This window comes from Photobacterium sp. BZF1, assembly GCF_014349205.1.
GTDB lineage: Bacteria > Pseudomonadota > Gammaproteobacteria > Enterobacterales > Vibrionaceae > Photobacterium.
In genome coordinates this window covers 1-17612 of sequence record NZ_JACSOF010000137.1, presented here as the reverse complement: position 1 = coordinate 17612, position 17612 = coordinate 1, and the positions used below count along the sequence as shown (strand labels likewise).

Below are 17612 nucleotides of genomic sequence, written 5' to 3'. Positions count from 1 at the left end.
CAATCAGCGATACGCGTTAATTAAGCAGCGGCTTTTAGCACTTTGTCTTTCTTTAGTTCGCCTACAGGCAAGATAGTGCGACCGTACTCGTTGTTCAGTACTTGCGCCATTGCGAAGTAGATAGCACTTGCACCACAGATGATCCCTTCGAAACCAGCGATAGTACCGATCAGGGTGCTGCCAGTGAAATCACGCGCAGCCAATAGGAAGAACAGTACAGTCAGTGAACCGAACACGAACTGCTTAGCACGTGGGTAGCACAGTGAACCAATGAACATGAAGCCAGTGAAGATGCCCCATAGCAGTAGGTACCAACCCATGAAACTTGCAGGGCTAGCAGGTAGACCCATGTAAGGCATTACGATTAGGCCAACCAGTGTCAGCCAGAATAGACCGTATGAAGTAAATGCAGTCGTACCGAACGTGTCACCACGCTTGAAGCACATCATGCCTACGATAACTTGGCTCAAGCCACCGTAAAAAATACCCATAGCTAGGATCATCGAATCAATTGGGAAAAAGCCCGCATTGTGGATGTTCAGAAGGATGGTAGTCATACCAAAGCCCATAAGACCTAGTGGTGCTGGGTTAGCTAGTTTCGTAGACATGTTTTCCTCAAATAGGAGTAATTCAACAAAAGTGATAAAGATTAAAATTTGGGTGCATCAATCAATGCGCGGCGAATTCTAAAGGACGCTGACAGGCAAATCAAGCCAAAACCCGTGCAAAACTTAACCAAACTCAAAAAAAATTGGAACTTTCTACTTTTATATAAAGTCATTTTTAATCTTCAAATATAACTAAGTGTTAGCAAATGTGATTCCTAGACATCTAAATCATTCACCCAGAAGAATAAAATCATTAAAAATCATAAAGTTAAAATCAAAGCAAAACCACCCGCCTGTCATAATCTGTCATAAACCCGCTTTTCCTCACTCACAACCACCGGTTATCTCGATTCATAAGATTACAGGCACAAAAAAAGCAGCATCACTGCTGCTTTTTTATAACTGTTCAATAATTACTCATGATATAAAGGCAATATTAAATCTCCAGCTCATCACCCTCTATATTGCTACTCGTGGCAACCGCACTGTTATTGTCTTCTAATCCCTCAATTTCAGACCCTTGTTCCTCTGCACCTGTAGGGTTACCAGCAGCAACCTTGCCGCGAGTGACTTGTTCGCTTTCATCAGTCTGCAGTGACTCTGCCAAGTCAGAGCTATCTTGTGGTGAAATCTTTTCTGGGGATGAAACCGGTGGAGCGACCGCTGATAACTGAGCTTGAAGTATCGCAATCTGTTGGTTTTGAGCCTGAATCAACCCTTTTAAGGTTTCTAGCTGGGTCTGTTGCTGGTTAGGCTGTTGATTACGACTGGCTATTTCATACTGCTCACGCGTCTCAGCAGCTTGTGCACTTAGACGTTTGGCTTGCTCAGCGAGCGGGCGGTCACGTAGATCCGAATCATTCAGCGCTTTCGAGATACCCAGCAGCTTCCCTTCCATGACAAGAATATAGCTTTCATATTCATCACGGTTACGATCTCGAAGGTATTTGACTTCCTCAGCAATGTGGGCCGCATGGGCAAGCTCAAACTCAATGGCTGAGACAACTTGATTAATGGCATCAAAGGCACGCGGCTCTTTATCGATGAGATCTTTACCCGCTTTGATTTCCTCTTCTACCCTCGCGTAACTGAGTGGTGCGTAATAACGCACATCCTCGCGGCGCAACTGGCGTAAAGCTTCTTCTTGTGGGGTAATATAAATACGTTTGATGACCCTGACTTCCAGGCTCTTAGCTCGGGAGAGAAATTCAGTCTGCTCATCTCGGGCACGGTTTAGGTCGCCGCGAGCGACAAATGCAAAAAGGTTGCCGTAAAACCGATTGAGCCTAACAAACTCACTGCGGTAATGGGCATTGGCATCAATTGAATTGAGATAAGCCAGTTGGACCATCGCAGGCTCAAGCACCTTGTCGGCTATCTTCTTAAGCTCGACTAATTCGGTATGGTTGTTTTCTACTACCTCAATGTCACTATAAAAACGATCAAGGTATGTCACTGACGAAAATAACGAATAGCTCTGATTGGCAAGTTCTGGAGACGACTGGATATCTTTGAACAGATTATCTGCTCGTTGCCAACTTTCCATCATAGTGGCATATCTTTCCGGCGCATATAACTTCAAATCTTCTGCGTCGACAAGAGTATTGCGCCAGTGGCGATGCACTTTAGTGGCAGACTGAAGTACGCCTTCTACATTTACTTCCGATGGTAAACCGCTGTCATTATCTGGCGTGCTGGAGCAGCCAGCGAGCAAAGCAGCAAGCAACACCATGCTGGCTACTTTCCCAACATACTTCATAGATTCGTGTTCCGGTTCTTTTCCAGCCTGAATGTGCCAGGCTGGTTATTATTGTCTTTTCTATCGATACTATTCTATCTGACTCAATGTTTTATAAAAAGTTCATCAATGACTTTCGGCAGGTTTTGATTGAAATTTGACATAAGGTCAACTTTTTCGCGTTTTTTACCATCAATTTGCCAAAAAACGTTTACCTACTTAAAAAGCGTGAAGTGAAAACTATAATGCCTTGGCATTTATTTCAGGCTAAAACCTTTTCCTTCAATAAACTGCTTCATAAACGGGCGAGCTTCTTTATTTAGCGTGCCTGAGATTTGTTCACTCCAAGACATATCTTTATTTCCACCGGTACGGCTTTGGTAATATTGCCTTACGTGTTGGTCGTAACTGGCAAGCTTATCCATATCCACCGGGGAGTAACTGTTTTCATGTACCACAATAGAACGTGGTAGGCGTGGCTTCACCTCTGGAGACTGTGCAGGATGACCAAGGCAAAGACCAAAAAGCGGTAACACATGCTGAGGCAAAGACAGTAATGTCGCGACTTTGTCTGGATTGTTTCTCAAACCACCAATGTACACGCCACCCAGGCCAATGGACTCAGCGGCAAGCAATCCGTTTTGCGCCATAAGTGCTGCATCTACCGCACCAATAAGGGTTTGTTCGGTAAAGCCCAGTTTAGCGTCTGGGTAAATTTGTTGGTGGCGATTGTAATCGGCGCAGAAAACAAAGAACTCAGCGGCGCTGGCCACATATTCCTGGCCACCAGCATATTCAGCCAACAGCTCTCGCATATCAGGATCGGTAACCCGAATGATGCTGACACACTGAATGAAACTAGAGGAAGACGCTGCTATTGCGCAATCCAAAATGGTATGACGCTGACTATCACTAATCGGTTGGTCAGTAAATTTTCGGATAGAACGGTGCTGTAAAATAGTTTCGATCGTCTGGTTCATACATATCCCTATAACAGTGAGCCTCACGGTGAGTCATTCACTCTAGCATAGCCCCACTATTTCGCCCCACTGTTATATGGTTACAAGGAATAACCGGGATCGAATATTAATTTTCCTGACTGTAAAGATCGTCTTGTGATCTTGAGTCTTTAACTTTGCATTGGCAAATTTGGTTAAGGATACTCATCAGGCGATCTTTATTCAGGGGCAGCGGATTGCCTTTGATTGAATTTGATAGCAATGCATCTTCCGCCACTTCGTCAAACAACACATCACAAAATCCATACTCAGTAACAGAAGGCAATTTCAATCGCTTCAACGTGCGTTTAGTCCAATCTATACCATCGACAATTTCGGCATTCATTCGACCGGTCAAGATACACGCTAACTGGCGGTATCGATTGAGCACATCCGCCCTACCCGCTTCACGTGCAGCCAAGACATTTTCCTGCATGACGTAAGGGGCTAACTGGGCAGTGATAAGACCATGGGGCGCATGAAGCCTACCGCCAAGTGATGAGGCCAAACCATGGGCAGCCCCCAATTTAGCATTGGCCAATGCCATGCCTCCGAGCATGGCGGCAAAAGCCATATCAGATCGGGCCCGGGGATCATCATCCTCACAGGCTGCGAGAATTGCCCCAGAGAGGCGCCTCAGGCCTTCCTCACACACCATATCGGTTAACGGGTTGGGTTCGCCACACACATAGGATTCCATCAAGTGGGTAAAGGCATCCATCCCACAACAACCTGACATTATCGGATCCATGCCATAGGTGAGAGTCGGATCAACAATCGCTAAATCAGGCAGCATATCTGGGCTTCGTAGGCCCACTTTGACATTTTCCTGCGCCGAGCGTAGAACCGCACTTTTACTGACTTCAGCCCCCGTTCCAGCAGTCGTAGGTATTGCGATAAATGGAATGGGTTTGGCTTGCAGGGGAACATTACGCCCCACAACTTCAACATAATCGTACACACTGCCTTGGTTAGGGATCAGCGCAGCCAAAGCCTTGCCGGTATCAAGTACACTGCCGCCTCCAATAGCCAGTACCATATCCGGTCGAAACTTCCGTCCCATAGCAGCCATCTCTTCGACCATGGCTATCAATGGCTCACCGTGAACAGCCACTTGCTGATAGCGCATTCCTTGTTGCTTGAAATAGCTGATTAATGGTTCGGCCCGGGCACTGTCTCGCCCCGTTACCAACAGCACGCTATAGCCAAACTGATTGAGTGTTGATAGCGAGTTATTCAGTGCGCCTTCCCCGAAAATAATTCGAGTGGCCGTCATAAACTGAAACATAGGCACTCCATTCCGTATTTTTGATTAATTATTATCGAGTGTGCCCCGATGCTCATTCCTGTTTTTGATTCTGAGCAACTTTTCCCCATTGAATCACGGTCTGGTCGCGATACTCTGCGAGCTGTCACATTTCAAACTAGCAATCAATTTTTTGCTATCCACGTATTAGCGGCACAGTAAATATGTCCAAATCTAGCCAAGCCAATAAAAGCATTAGCTATCAAAAAGATAATCGCCAATACATCATCATTGCTACCAATGTGTTTCAGAGTAAATATTAATCAGAGATATTTTAATGTCATTTTTCTGCTGTCACAAAAGTGACCAAAGGTTTAAATATTACTGTCATTTGTGAATGACATTCTGCCCCCAGCTTAAAAAAAGGCAATGACGCCATTAGGTTATTTCCAGGGGATTAAAATGAAAAAAGCAGCATTGGCATCAGCAATCTTATCGACTTTTTTATCCGGTACTGCAAGTGCCGCCACGGTTTACCAAGATGATTCATCATCACTCAGCGTTGGTGGTCGTGCTGAGGCAAGATTCAACATCTCAGATGAAAATAAGTCAGATGAAAATGACTCTTTTGAAGATAAAAGCCGTGCCCGTGTGAACCTAAAAGGTAAAACACAAATCGCGGAAGGCCTTGGTGCGTTCGGCACTTATGAACTAGAAGTGAATTCAGGTAAAGACCAAACACTGGATACCCGATACCTGTTTGCCGGCCTTGATACCGATTTTGGTGCAATCTCTTACGGCCAGCAAGACTCAGCGCAAGTTATCCTTACAGATTTCACTGATATCCTAGCCACATTCGGTGGTGATGCAGCCGACCTTATCGATGGCAACAAAGACAAGCGCGAAAATAACTTTGTCTACTCAGGCTCTTTCAACGACCTGACGGTAACAGCAAACTACATCGCCAATGATGAGAAAGACAGTGACACATACGGCATCTCATTTGTGTATTCCTTGCCAATGGGCCTAGACCTCGGTGCTGGTTATGTCGATGGGAAAAAAGATAATGTCGATACTGACCAATACAACCTAACCGCAGCCTATACCTATAATGATTTTTATATTGCCGGTCTCTATGCAGGCGGCTCTGTAGGCGATGCTGATTTAACCGCTTATGAAATAGCAGCCGCCTACAAATACAACCAGTTTACTTTCCAAGGTGTATACAACTACCAAGAAATCGACCCTAAAGGTGGCTCTTCCGAGGATAATGTGGATTATTTTGCTATTGAAGGTATCTACAAGTTCAACGGCAACTTCCGTGCCTATGCTGGCTACCTATTCGAGCAGCTTGATAATACAGATGACCAATTCCAAGCTGGCGTTCGCTACGATTTCTAAGCTGGGCTTAACCGACTAAACAGACTTACCATCGCTTTCGAATAATACCGGGCATTTAGCCCGGTATTATTTTTTCGTCGCATTTCCCTTCAATCGGTTTTGTCTATCGCTGCAAGAGATAAATCCCTCTTTCTCATCACCGCCAGTCACGATATAGTAACGCTATTAAATTTAAGGAGAGTCGTTATGTTCGTTGTTATTTTTGGCCGTCCGGGTTGCCCATTCTGTGTCCGTGCAAAGGATCTTGCTGACAAACTAAAAAAAGAACGTGAAGATTTTAACTACCGCTATGTAGACATTCACGCGGAAGGCATCAGCAAAGCTGATCTAGAAAAAACAGTAGGCAAGCCAGTTGAAACTGTGCCGCAGATCTTCGTTGATCAAGAGCACGTTGGCGGTTACACCGACTTCGAAGCATACGCAAAAGAAAACCTAGGCCTGTTCCAGTAAGCACTAGGCAACAAGTTTAGTAACATTTTCTTAAAAAGGCTGAAATATCAGCCTTTTTTATTATCTATTGCTTTAATTGCCAGCAAATTAATTCGAAAATTTTCTGTTAATGGTGATTATTTTCGGTATGCCGAGAACATAAAATCAGCTAGAATTTCACCACTTTGTCGCTGGTCACTCTTCTCGGAAAAAAACTGTTGTGAATATCGATGTCGCCGCACTCTTACATCAGAATGATATTCTGTTGCTCTTTGTGGTACTTGCTGTTGGCCTTTCGGCCGGAAAGATTCGCATTGCGAATATGCAACTAGGGAACTCTATCGGGGTTCTGATTACTGCCCTGCTTTTTGGTAATGCCGGTTTTACCTTTGACGCCGAGGCACTGAACATCGGCTTTATGCTGTTTATCTTCTGTGTCGGAATCGAAGCGGGTCCCAACTTCTTTGGTATCTTTTTCCGTGACGGTAAACACTACTTAATGCTGGCGCTGGTCGTTATTCTGTCTGCGATATTCATCACGGTGACCATGAGCAACTATTTGGGGCTCGGCTTAGGCCTAAGCACCGGTTTGATGGCTGGTTCTCTGACGGCAACGCCTGTTCTGGTAGGGGCTAAAGATGCCTTGGCGAGCGGCTTATCCAGTATTTCCGATCCTGACAGCATTCAGCAGATCATAGACAGCATCAGTGTTGGCTACGCTATGTCCTACTTGATTGGTTTGGTCAGTGTCATTGTACTGGCAAAACTGATGCCCAAATTACAGAAGCAGAACCTGGCAGAATCATCACAGCAAATTGCCCGTGAACGCGGTATCGGTGAAAGCGCCCAGCGTAAGGTATACCTGCCGATCATCCGTGCTTACCGGGTAGGCCCTGAACTCATCAACTGGATTGACGGCCGAAACCTACGTGAGTTGGGGATCTACCGCCAAACAGGCTGCTATATAGAACGTATCCGCCGTAACGGTATTCTGGCTAACCCGGATGGTGACGCGATTTTGCAGGAAGGCGATGAAATCGCACTGGTGGGTTACCCTGATAGCCATGCCCGCCTTGACCCGAGTTTCCGCAACGGTAAAGAAGTATTCGACCGTGACCTACTCGACTTGCGTATCGTTGAAGAAGAGATCGTGGTAAAGAATGACAGTATCGCTGGCAAACGCTTGTCCGAGCTAAACCTGTCGGAATATGGCTGTTTCCTCAACCGCGTTGTCCGCGCGCAGATTGAAATGCCGATGGATCACAATATCCTGCTGAGTAAGGGGGATATTCTCCAGGTCAGTGGTGAAAAAAGCCGTGTCATGGGGCTTGCCGAGCGCATTGGTTTCATCTCGGTACACAGCCAGATTGCCGACTTGCTGGCATTCTGCTGCTTCTTCATCATTGGTTTGCTTGTGGGCACTATCACTATGACTTTCGGCCAGATCGCGTTTGGCCTTGGTAGCGCTGCCGGCCTATTGGTTGCGGGAATTACGCTTGGCTTCCTACGAGCCAACCACCCAACCTTCGGCTATGTACCGCAAGGGGCGCTGAACATGACCAAAGATCTCGGCTTGATGGTCTTTATGGTCGGTATCGGCCTGAGCGCTGGTTCGAACCTGTTCGACTCCCTGTCACAAGTTGGCTTGGCGGTATTCTCGGCAAGTTTGATGGTAAGTGTCATCCCTGTCGTACTGGCTTATCTCTTCGGTGCCTACATACTCAAGATGAACCGTGCTTTGCTGTTCGGTGCCATTATCGGTGCACGTACCTGTGCCCCAGCGATGGATATGATCAATGAGCATGCCCGCAGTACCATTCCTGCCCTGGGTTACGCCGGCACCTATGCTATCGCCAACGTCTTGTTGACGATAGCCGGTACCCTCTATGTTATCTTGAGCTGATAACAGAAACCCCTTCACGAACAACGTGCCCTCTGCAGAAACTGCAGGGGGCATTTTTTTGCTCAGCATGCGTCAGTCGAGTCAGCACAGATTCAGTCCTTTTCATCTAAGCTATAGAGAGTAAAAACTCATCCTATATCCCTGATTAGCACCACAAATTGCTAGGAAATATTCGCCACTTCACTCTCTATTCAGTATATTGATTGAATAGATAGAAAAACTATTGGTAATCAAAACTATGCGTATCCTTATTGTTGAAGACGACCCGATTCTAAGCCACCACTTGAAATCTCAGCTGAGTGAGATGGGTCACCAAGTTCAGTGTGCCGGAACCGCTGAAGAAGGCTTATTTTTTGCTCAAGATTACCCAAATGATGTGGCTATCGTTGATATCGGCCTGCCCGATCGTGATGGTATTAGCCTAATCAAAGATATGCGTGAGAAAGGCCTGCGCCTACCCATCCTTATTTTGACTGCCCGCTCCAACTGGCAAGATAAAGTGACCGGGCTTGAAGCCGGCGCCGATGACTATCTCGTCAAACCTTTCCAAAAAGAAGAAATGGTCGCTCGACTCAGTGCACTGGTCCGCCGCAGCGCAGGCTTTGTGAAGCCTGAAATGACCGCCGGTGACATTCGTGTCGATCTCCTTGCTAAACAAGTTTTCATCCAAGAGAACCTACTTGAGCTGACCGCATTTGAATACGACCTCTTGGAATACCTAATGCGCCACAGCCGCCAGGTAGTATCAAAACAGCGCCTGCTAGATGTGCTTTATGAAGATCAGGAAGGTGATCCGAATACTATTGAAGTGATGATCAGCCGCCTGCGCAAGAAGTTCACCAATAACGGTCAGGAAAATCCAATTTCGACTATCCGTGGCCAAGGTTATATTTTCGAACTTCAAGCACAGTAATGAAGAGAATTATTCAACCAAGGCTACGTCGCCGGGTCCTTGTCACCTCGGTGGCGATTATCGTGCTGATCACTTCGGCCCTTGCCGGGGTGATCAACCAACTTTATAGCCAAAGTTACATGGCGGCCTACTCGTCTGAACTGGTTGCCCAGATGCCGATGGTTGTTGCTCAGCTTAACCGCGCGGGCCTGATCAAAGATGTCGATAAATGGATAGATTCGGTCGATCCTTCGGATACCGACTATATGTCCGTAGTCTGTGATAAAACCGATCACACCATTTGGCTATCAGAAGAAGCGAAAGAAGCCAATATTGGTGATATCTGCAGCGAGCTACCCGATAACATACCTGTTCCTACTCTGGTTGAGACCCATCAGGGCGACAGTTATATCGCCTACAACATGAGTCAGGAGCGCGAGGGGGGCAACATCTACCAGTTAGTTGTCCTTCGTTCGGGCGACTCCTATGTCTCTTCCCTTGGCCAGTTGCACAAGCGCACCACTTTTTATCTCGGGCTGTTTGTACTTATTGCGATTGCCTTCTTGATTGCCGCATTCCACTGGAGCTTCCAGCCACTGCGTAAAATGGCATCGCAGCTGGATCAAATGACAGATTCCAAGCGTGACAAGCTTGATGACGATTTTCCGATGGAATTGCAGGATGTGACCTTGGCTCTCAACCGCCTGATTGAGATCAGTAATGCGCAAAAAGGCCGCTACCGCCATGCCATGGATGATTTGGCACATAGCCTAAAAACCCGCTTGGCGGCGACCAATGCTTTGCTTGACGACAAAGAAATCCCTCGGTTTGAGCTGAACCAGCGGGTGATGGAGCAAATCAGCCAGATGGATGAACTTGTCCAATACCAGCTAAAGCGTGCCATGATAGGCCAGCAAGGTCTGCAGAAGGACAAAACCGAGTTAAAGCCGCTGACTGACAGTTTCAGCCGCTTGCTCAGTAAGGTCTATACCGAAAAGGATGTCGCTTTACGCAGCTTCTTTAACGACAAGCTGACGCTACCGGTCAACCGCAGCGATTTGATGGAATTGCTGGGTAACCTGCTGGAAAATGCCTATCGCTTCTGTATTGCCGAAGTGCGGGTCATTGTTCAGGAAAAACCAGACCGTTACATCATCATTATTGAAGATGACGGACCCGGTGTACCTGAAGAAATGCGCGAAGCGATATTCCAGCGCGGAGTGCGTGCCGATCAGCTCAACCCTGGACAAGGGATTGGCCTATCAGTCTGCCACGAAATTGTGATGAGCTATAAAGGGACCATCCATGTCAAAACTGCATCGATTGAAGGCGCTGCCTTTGTGATTGAGTTGCCAAAGGATTGATACCCAGCCCAAGCAATTGAAAACATAAGCACAAAAAAACCGCCAGTTCTGGCGGTTTTTTTATTTGGTGTTCAAACCAGCATTAGATGTCTTGAACATCAAACTCAATGGCTGGGTTCACATCGGCGTCGTAATCAACCGCTTCGATGCCAAAGCCAAACAGTTTCAAGAACTCATCTTTGTACTGCTGGTAATCAGCAACGTCAAATAGGTTCTCGTTGGTTACGGTTGGCCACAGGTCACGACAGTGCTTCTGGATATCTTCACGTAGTTCCCAGTCATCCAAACGCAGACGGTTTTCACCATCTACTTCAGGCGCGCTGCCATCTTCTTTGAACAAGCGCTGGGTGAACATACGGTGGATCTGCTCCATACAACCTTCGTGTACACCTTCTTCACGCATCTTCTTAAAGACCATCGCGATGTAAAGAGGCATAACAGGGATCGCCGAGCTCGCCTGAGTCACAACACTTTTCAGTACAGCAACGTTAGCAGAACCGCCCGTCGCTGACAGTTTGTCGTTCAGCTCGGTGGCTGCGCGGTCCAGATCCATTTTTGCCTGGCCCAGAGCACCGTGCCAGTAGATTGGCCAAGTGATTTCAGTACCGATGTAGCTGTAGGCAACAGTCTTACAGCCATCAGCCAGCACACCAGCTTCAGACAGGGCATTGATCCACAGTTCCCAATCCTGACCACCCATAACGGTAACTGTATCAGCCACTTCCTGCTCAGTCGCAGGTTCAATGCTCGCTTCAATCAGTACATCTTTGTTGGTATCAACAGCCGTTGCCGTGTAGGTTTCCCCCATCGGCTTGAGCGTAGAGCGAATCACTTCGCCTGTATCCGGCATTTTACGGACTGGAGATGCCAGTGAGTAAACCACCATATCAATCTGACCCAGATCTTCTTTGATCAGGTCAATCACTTTCTGTTTTGCTTCGTGAGAGAACGCATCACCATTCAAGCTCTTGGAATACAGGCCTTCTTCTTTGGCAAACTTGTCGAATGCAGCAGAGTTGTACCAGCCAGCTGTACCCGGTTTCTTTTCAGTACCCGGCTTTTCGAAGAACACACCAATAGTTGCAGCACCGCCACCGAATGCAGCAGCAATACGCGAAGACAGACCGTAGCCGCTTGATGAACCAACCACTAGTACACGCTTAGGGGCATTGGCAATTGGGCCCTGTGCCTTGGTGTATGCAATCTGCTCTTTGACGTTTTCCTCACAACCCACTGGGTGAGTCGTTGTACAAATAAATCCACGAATTCTAGGTTTGATGATCATTTTCAACTTCCCTTACACAATTGACAGTAGGATAAAAGGTAAATGACAAAATCGCATTAAATTTATGAGCGAAAACGCTAAATTGAGCAGTGGTTGGAGGTGTTCCGCGCGGAAAATCACAGAAATAGAACAAAAAAAGTGCCACGCGATTGCGTGGCACATGGGAGACACCAGGTTTATTGTTCAAAGGCCATAAGCCCTAGGCTGCTTTTCCCGGTTGCAAGCTGCCTTTTTTGAAGTGTGCAGCAGAGAAATGGTCGACCTGAATCGCTCTCTGCCTTAGTTGCTCAGCATTCTGCATCTTTTTCACTTCGGCTTCTGTGACGATGCCCGCATCAAGAGCAATTTGTAACTTCTCTGTTAACGGAACCTTGCGCGGGATCTCACCAGCTTTGACGGCCTTGGCAATCTTACGCTCAAGATCTTTTACCTCGTACATGGCCACAAAGGCACGTTCCATCAGACCTACCGGATCGTCCTCATGTTTGCCGACATAACAAAGATGAGTCAGGCGGTCACGCTGCTTGCCAGGACGCATTAATAGCTTGGCTATCTGCACTGACACGTCATCTTTTGGTGCCGCATAATGAATACCCAGTGGGAACAGCAAGGTGCGCAGCAGACGGCCAATACCCTTACGCGGGAAGTTCGCCAGTACTTCGTCAAATGCGACGCCACACTGGTGCAAGCAGTGCTGCAAGCCATAATGGACAAATGGCAGATCTTGTTGCTGTCGGCCTTCGTCTTCATAACGCTTAAGCACTGCAGAAGCCAGGTACAGGTGACTCAACACATCACCCAAGCGTGCTGATACCATCTCGCGTCGCTTCAACTCCCCACCCAGGCTCAACATGGCAAAATCAGCAGCGACGGCCAGCGCCCGGCTCATACGTGACAACTGCTTATAGTATTTCGCTGTTTCACCGCTGACCGGTGAGCTATTGAAGCGCGAACCACTGAAGGCGTTGAGTAGTGATTTACTGACATTACCTACCGCAAAGCTGATATGGCTAGCCAACAATTTATCGAAATCCTTGGCCCCTTCCCTGCTGTCCGGGTTGGCCGCCGCTTCCATCTCGCTCAGAACGTATGGATGGCATCGGGTTGCCCCCTGGCCGAAGATCATCAGGTTTCGGGTCAGGATATTGGCCCCTTCTACCGTAATGGCTACCGGCATACCAAAGTAATGGTGGCCGATGTAGTTCATTGGCCCAAGCTGGATTGCACGGCCTGCGTGGACGTCCATGGCGTCATTGAGGATAGTACGGGCCATTTCTGTCATATGGTACTTAGCAATCGCTGTCACGATTCCCGGTGTTTCATCCATATCGAGGGAAGTCGTCGTCAGGGTCCGGGATGCTTCTAGCATATAGGTGAAACCACCAATACGCCCCATCGCCTGCGCAACACCTTCGAAGTTACCAATCGACATACCGAACTGCTTACGTACATAGGCGTAGGCGCCTGTTGTCCTAGCTGTAAGATGACCAACAGCGGTACCGAGTGCCGGCAGTGAAATACCACGGCCAGCTGACAAACATTCCACCAGCATTCGCCAGCCACGACCGACATAATCCTGTCCGCCAATGACCCAGTCCATCGGGATAAAGACATCTTTACCACGGGTCGGGCCATTCATGAATGCTAGGTTGAGCGGGTCATGGCGCTCACCAATTTCAACACCAGGGTGATCCGCCGGGATCAACGCACAGGTAATGCCTAGCTCTTTCTTTTCACCAATCAAGCCGTCAGGATCTTGTAGCTTGAATGCCAAGCCAAGCACGGTAGCCACCGGGGCTAAAGTGATGTAACGCTTGTTCCAGCTAACACGGATACCCAAGACCTCTTCACCTTGGTATTGGTCATAACACACTACGCCCTGATCCGGGATCCCGCCGGCATCTGAGCCTGCTTCAGGACCTGTCAACGCGAAACATGGAATATCTTCACCATGGGCTAAGCGAGGCAACCAGTAATCTTTCTGCTCCTGAGTACCATAGTGGGTCAATAGCTCACCTGGGCCCAACGAGTTTGGCACCATAACCGATACGGCAGCACTCAGGCTCTTAGTGGCAATACGAGTTACGATGGTCGAGTTGGCATGGGCGGAAAAGTCCAAACCACCGTATTCTTTACCGATAATCAGCGAGAAGAATTTCTCTTTGCGCAGATACTCCCACACTTCTGGTGGCAGATCCTTATCTTCCTGGACAATCTGATAGTCGTTCAGCATATCCAACAGCGGCTCGAGCTTGTTGTCGATGAACGCCTGCTCCTCGTCACTCAACTTGGGCTGCGGATAGGTCAGTAGAGTGTTCCAATTCGGATTTCCGCCAAACAACTCCCCATCCCACCAGACACTACCGGCCTCCATGGCCTCTCGTTCTGTGTCGGAAAGTGGTGGCAACACTTTCTTGAACATCTTGAATGCGGGATCACTGAGATAGCGTTTTCTTAGCTTGGTTAACGTACTCATGTTTCAGGTCCTTTTGTCACTTTTATCGTTTTTGGTTTTATTGGGTATTACATACTTCTATCTTGTTCCTGTTGGCTGTTCGCTAATAAGCGAAAGCGATTGTTCTATGGGTGCAGCAACGCCTGCTGCCAGATATGGCACCATACGCTCGATCAAATCTTCTGGTTTAACCTGACGGGAAAAATCATTTTCGGCAATCTCACACAGCGCGGTAGATGAGGCCATGGTGAAAACCGATGCACCGAGGGTGAAATGCAAGCGCCAGAATAAGGTTTCAGGGTCTAAAGAGGGATTGGCGCGGCATACCGCCGTAGTAAATAGTGTCAGTACCTGCTCGTAGCGGGTCATGATGAACCAACGCAAGTGGCCCTGGACATCGGTGTATCCCCTGCCAATTAGCGACATAAACACGGTCGCCCCACTGGCACGGTACTCATTCAGTGATAGCAATGGATCTTTGATACAACGGAAAACATCTTCCATTGAAAAATCGTCACGCGTTAGCAGAACTTCCAGCTCTGATTGCAAGGCAGGCATAAATGCCTCGAGATAGCGACCAAGAACCGCCCGGACTAAGGTTTTCTTATCGCCATAGTGATAATTGACGGACGCCAGATTCACCCCAGCTTTGCTGGTGATAGTTCGCAGTGACGTGTCTTTGAAGCCGTGTTCGGCAAAGAGTAGCTCGGCAGCATCCAGGATACGTGCCTTGGTTTCTCCCTTTCCAGCCATATTCATTCACCCGTATTAAACACTTGTTTAAACTTTACATCTAAGAAACATTTTTAACAAGTCGCAAATATACACCATGTTGTAACACATTGATAATTTCGCGGTTTAATCCAAAAGTCGTGAAGGTGATCAATCTTTTCCATGGCAGCAAGTTCACCTGCCGCAGCCATAAAAATTGTCTTAAGGCCGTCTCATGAAAAAGCGTTGAGAACAAAGCAAATAAAAAAAATCTGAGAAAGTGAAAAAAAATTGGAACAAAGTCCACATCTATGGGTCATAACTAGTGCCACTGCTTTTTCTTAGAAGACATTCTTCGAAACCCGTCCCCACTAATGGAGATGGGTTTTCTTTATTGTACGTATCAATTTTTCACGGCTTACGCCTACTTCATGATTTAAAATCATAGAGTTAAAAGTAAATCAGGTAATTTTTTAAAAAATAATGAACCAACTGAAAAATACCTAGTCCTATATAGTGACATTCAGATTAAAGACTTTCACAAATTGCTGGCCGCAAATTGCATTTACTCTTTAATCTAACAATGCCACTGCTGCTAAACTCCTAATTGTGTATATAGAGCTTTCGCCTACTGAATTTCAGTGGGCTTTTTTTTATCCCTTGCAAACGCCCCCTTGCCCCCATGTCTTAGAACCCATAGCCCATAGCCCATAGCCCATAGCCCGTAGCCATTTTCCCCAGATTTATTTAAAAAAAGAGAAATTTTTTTGAACCATTTCAATTAGGGCCAGTCATATATAGTGACATTCACATTAAAGGCGCGGAACTTAGATAAATCATCTACTTGATACGCTTCTTTAATTTATGATGCCACTGCTGCTAAACTCCTAATTGTGTATATAGAGCTTTCGCCCACTGAATTTCAGTGGGCTTTTTTTTAGCATCAGAAATTATTTTCAATTTTGTTTGAACTAATCGAAAACACGTCAGTCATATATTACATGATTCATGATTAAAGATGCGGTTCATAAGCTAATTATCAATTGCTTAACGACAAAATAGGAATGTCCTGACCTTCTTTAATTTGTGATGCCACTGCTGCTAAACTCCTAATTGTGTATATAGAGCTTTCGCCCACTGAGTTTCAGTGGGCTTTTTTTTGTTATCAGAAATTTATTTAAATTTTTTTTGAACTAATCGAAAACACGTCAGTCATAAATTACATGTTTCATGATTAAAGACGCGGTTCAGAAGCGATTTTCCAGCACTTAATGGCGAAATAGGAACGCCCTGCCCTTCTTTAGTCAGTGATGCCACTGCTGCTAAACTCCTAATTGTGTATATAGAGCTTTCGCCCACTGAATTTCAGTGGGCTTTTTTTTATTCCCTACATATGCTTACCTTCAAGCTACCTACTTGAGCCGATAAGGATTCACCCATCCAATACCATGGAATGATAGCATTCACAGCTCTGGTGCAAGTTTCAGTAGTTGGTCATATCGTAGTGTTAACGACAACCAATCGAGCGTTTTCGATGCATCAATAACTTTGCTGTTCCGCTCAACGGAATCGACGAACTCTGGCAGCGGCAAACCCGCCATCTGAGCCATCTGCCGATAATAAACTTCCCGGCTTGGATGATCAGGCGATGCTAAATGCAAAACCCGCTCACGAGGCCAACCATGGACCAATTGCACAATAGCGGCTACGCAGTCTTGTTGATGGATAAGGTTGACCTTGTCTTTGCCATTTTCAATCCCCTGACGCCCCGACAAGAAGCGTACCGGATGCCGGTTAGGACCAATGAGGCCAGATAAGCGCAAAACCACAGCCTCACTTCCCCACTCATCAAGCAGGTACTGCTCTAACTCATAATGCGCTTTACCTGACAGAGTATTGGGATGGGGCACTGTTGACTCATCAACCACACCATTACAGTCCCCATAGACTGCTGTCGTGCTAATAAAGGCGATTCTACGGCAGCCAAACTGTTTGGCCGTCGCTGAAAGTAGCTTTACTTTGGCAACCAATTCGTCCGCTGCCCCTTCATGCCGGCCGGGAGGAACATTGATAACAAGCAAGTCGGTATCAAAGAACTGCGTTATCTGTGGTGTAAGCGTCTCCGGGTGAACTAAGGTTTGTGGAAGCGAAAGAGCTACACCATGAATACCTTGTTCTACCAACTTATCCGCTTGCTCTGGCGCTTGCTTGCTGCCCCATGTTTCAATCCCTAGTTGAGCTAGATGCTCGGCCAAAGGTAGCCCAAGCCATCCACAACCACATATACTGACCTTGTTAATTTTTCCCTGCTTCATCCCCTTCTCCTGTTACCAACCACCTGAAAGTCTTTTTCAAATAGCTGCTCAAAACTTCAACTGGATTTATTTCAACCTGTAAATTAATTCCCGCGCACTGAAAATTAGCTACAGAAAAACACGATATCAGCCCTTCAAACCGTAATTTTGATTAAAAATCTTTTCAGTTCTGAAAGAAAAAACTCGATCTTTGTCAAACTATAATAAAAAGAGAAAGCGATATTCATGGATTTACTAGGAGCAGATCCATGAAAAGTAGTATAGTTT

At 46.7% G+C, this 17612-nt stretch carries 13 protein-coding genes; 5 read left to right on the top strand and 8 right to left on the bottom strand.

The genetic code is table 11. The features are described 5' to 3' along the window. Positions 1-20: 20 nt before the first annotated feature. From BIZ37_RS23685 to BIZ37_RS23670, 4 genes are all read right to left on the bottom strand, one after another. Positions 21-608, bottom strand: coding sequence for an acetate uptake transporter (locus BIZ37_RS23685; RefSeq protein WP_187463603.1), 588 nt, complete (start codon positions 606-608; stop codon positions 21-23). A gap of 436 nt (positions 609-1044) precedes the next feature. Then, positions 1045-2367 carry a hypothetical protein gene (locus tag BIZ37_RS23680; protein ID WP_187463602.1) on the bottom strand — a complete coding sequence of 441 codons (1323 nt, stop codon included), beginning with the start codon at positions 2365-2367 and terminating at the stop codon, positions 1045-1047. Positions 2368-2603: 236 nt separating this feature from the next. Further along, positions 2604-3326, bottom strand: a complete 723-nt coding sequence (gene nfsA, locus BIZ37_RS23675) for an oxygen-insensitive NADPH nitroreductase (RefSeq protein WP_187463601.1) — start codon at positions 3324-3326, stop codon at positions 2604-2606. A gap of 106 nt (positions 3327-3432) precedes the next feature. Then, on the bottom strand, positions 3433-4632 hold the full coding sequence (locus tag BIZ37_RS23670; protein ID WP_187463600.1) for an iron-containing alcohol dehydrogenase: 1200 nt from the start codon (positions 4630-4632) through the stop codon (positions 3433-3435). Between the two features lie 420 nt (positions 4633-5052). Between BIZ37_RS23670 and BIZ37_RS23665 the strand changes: the two genes are divergently transcribed. The 5 genes from BIZ37_RS23665 to BIZ37_RS23645 all read left to right on the top strand — a co-directional run bounded on the left by BIZ37_RS23665 (position 5053) and on the right by BIZ37_RS23645 (position 10579). Then, entirely contained in the window at positions 5053-5991 is a 939-nt protein-coding gene (locus BIZ37_RS23665; RefSeq protein WP_187463599.1) for a porin, read from the top strand. 186 nt (positions 5992-6177) lie between these two features. Further along, positions 6178-6441: a GrxA family glutaredoxin gene (locus BIZ37_RS23660; RefSeq protein ID WP_187463598.1), complete on the top strand. Its 264-nt coding sequence runs from the start codon at positions 6178-6180 to the stop codon at positions 6439-6441. 199 nt (positions 6442-6640) lie between these two features. Next, positions 6641-8323, top strand: coding sequence for an aspartate:alanine antiporter (locus BIZ37_RS23655; protein WP_107297464.1), 1683 nt, complete (start codon positions 6641-6643; stop codon positions 8321-8323). Positions 8324-8561: 238 nt separating this feature from the next. Next, the gene (locus BIZ37_RS23650) at positions 8562-9236 is read left to right on the top strand and encodes a response regulator (protein ID WP_107297463.1); all 675 of its coding nucleotides are present in this window, start codon (positions 8562-8564) and stop codon (positions 9234-9236) included. Further along, positions 9236-10579 (top strand): ATP-binding protein, encoded by a 1344-nt coding sequence (locus BIZ37_RS23645; protein WP_187463597.1) that lies wholly within the window; start codon positions 9236-9238, stop codon positions 10577-10579. Before BIZ37_RS23650 ends, BIZ37_RS23645 begins: the two co-directional genes overlap by 1 nt. 82 nt (positions 10580-10661) lie before the next feature. Here the strand turns inward: BIZ37_RS23645 and fabV are convergent, their stop codons facing one another. The 4 genes from fabV to BIZ37_RS23625 all read right to left on the bottom strand — a co-directional run bounded on the left by fabV (position 10662) and on the right by BIZ37_RS23625 (position 17345). After that, entirely contained in the window at positions 10662-11864 is a 1203-nt protein-coding gene (gene fabV / locus BIZ37_RS23640; RefSeq protein WP_107297461.1) for an enoyl-ACP reductase FabV, read from the bottom strand. A 199-nt stretch (positions 11865-12063) separates the two neighbouring features. Continuing rightward, positions 12064-14340: an acyl-CoA dehydrogenase gene (locus BIZ37_RS23635; RefSeq protein WP_187463596.1), complete on the bottom strand. Its 2277-nt coding sequence runs from the start codon at positions 14338-14340 to the stop codon at positions 12064-12066. Positions 14341-14397: 57 nt separating this feature from the next. Next, positions 14398-15072: a TetR/AcrR family transcriptional regulator gene (locus BIZ37_RS23630; protein WP_107297459.1), complete on the bottom strand. Its 675-nt coding sequence runs from the start codon at positions 15070-15072 to the stop codon at positions 14398-14400. 1421 nt (positions 15073-16493) lie between these two features. Then, positions 16494-17345: an SDR family oxidoreductase gene (locus BIZ37_RS23625; protein WP_187463595.1), complete on the bottom strand. Its 852-nt coding sequence runs from the start codon at positions 17343-17345 to the stop codon at positions 16494-16496. Positions 17346-17612: the final 267 nt, after the last annotated feature.

What these genes read in the sequence shown, in the direction of transcription:
- BIZ37_RS23680 (WP_187463602.1), bottom strand. Translation starts at nt 2,367, where the DNA reads ATGAAGTATGTTGGGAAAGTAGCCAGCATGGTGTTGCTTGCTGCTTTG.
- BIZ37_RS23670 (WP_187463600.1), bottom strand. Translation starts at nt 4,632, where the DNA reads ATGTTTCAGTTTATGACGGCCACTCGAATTATTTTCGGGGAAGGCGCA.
- BIZ37_RS23650 (WP_107297463.1), top strand. Translation starts at nt 8,562, where the DNA reads ATGCGTATCCTTATTGTTGAAGACGACCCGATTCTAAGCCACCACTTG.
- fabV (WP_107297461.1), bottom strand. Translation starts at nt 11,864, where the DNA reads ATGATCATCAAACCTAGAATTCGTGGATTTATTTGTACAACGACTCAC.
- BIZ37_RS23665 (WP_187463599.1), top strand. Translation starts at nt 5,053, where the DNA reads ATGAAAAAAGCAGCATTGGCATCAGCAATCTTATCGACTTTTTTATCC.
- BIZ37_RS23635 (WP_187463596.1), bottom strand. Translation starts at nt 14,340, where the DNA reads ATGAGTACGTTAACCAAGCTAAGAAAACGCTATCTCAGTGATCCCGCA.
- BIZ37_RS23625 (WP_187463595.1), bottom strand. Translation starts at nt 17,345, where the DNA reads ATGAAGCAGGGAAAAATTAACAAGGTCAGTATATGTGGTTGTGGATGG.
- nfsA (WP_187463601.1), bottom strand. Translation starts at nt 3,326, where the DNA reads ATGAACCAGACGATCGAAACTATTTTACAGCACCGTTCTATCCGAAAA.
- BIZ37_RS23645 (WP_187463597.1), top strand. Translation starts at nt 9,236, where the DNA reads ATGAAGAGAATTATTCAACCAAGGCTACGTCGCCGGGTCCTTGTCACC.
- BIZ37_RS23685 (WP_187463603.1), bottom strand. Translation starts at nt 608, where the DNA reads ATGTCTACGAAACTAGCTAACCCAGCACCACTAGGTCTTATGGGCTTT.
- BIZ37_RS23630 (WP_107297459.1), bottom strand. Translation starts at nt 15,072, where the DNA reads ATGGCTGGAAAGGGAGAAACCAAGGCACGTATCCTGGATGCTGCCGAG.
- BIZ37_RS23660 (WP_187463598.1), top strand. Translation starts at nt 6,178, where the DNA reads ATGTTCGTTGTTATTTTTGGCCGTCCGGGTTGCCCATTCTGTGTCCGT.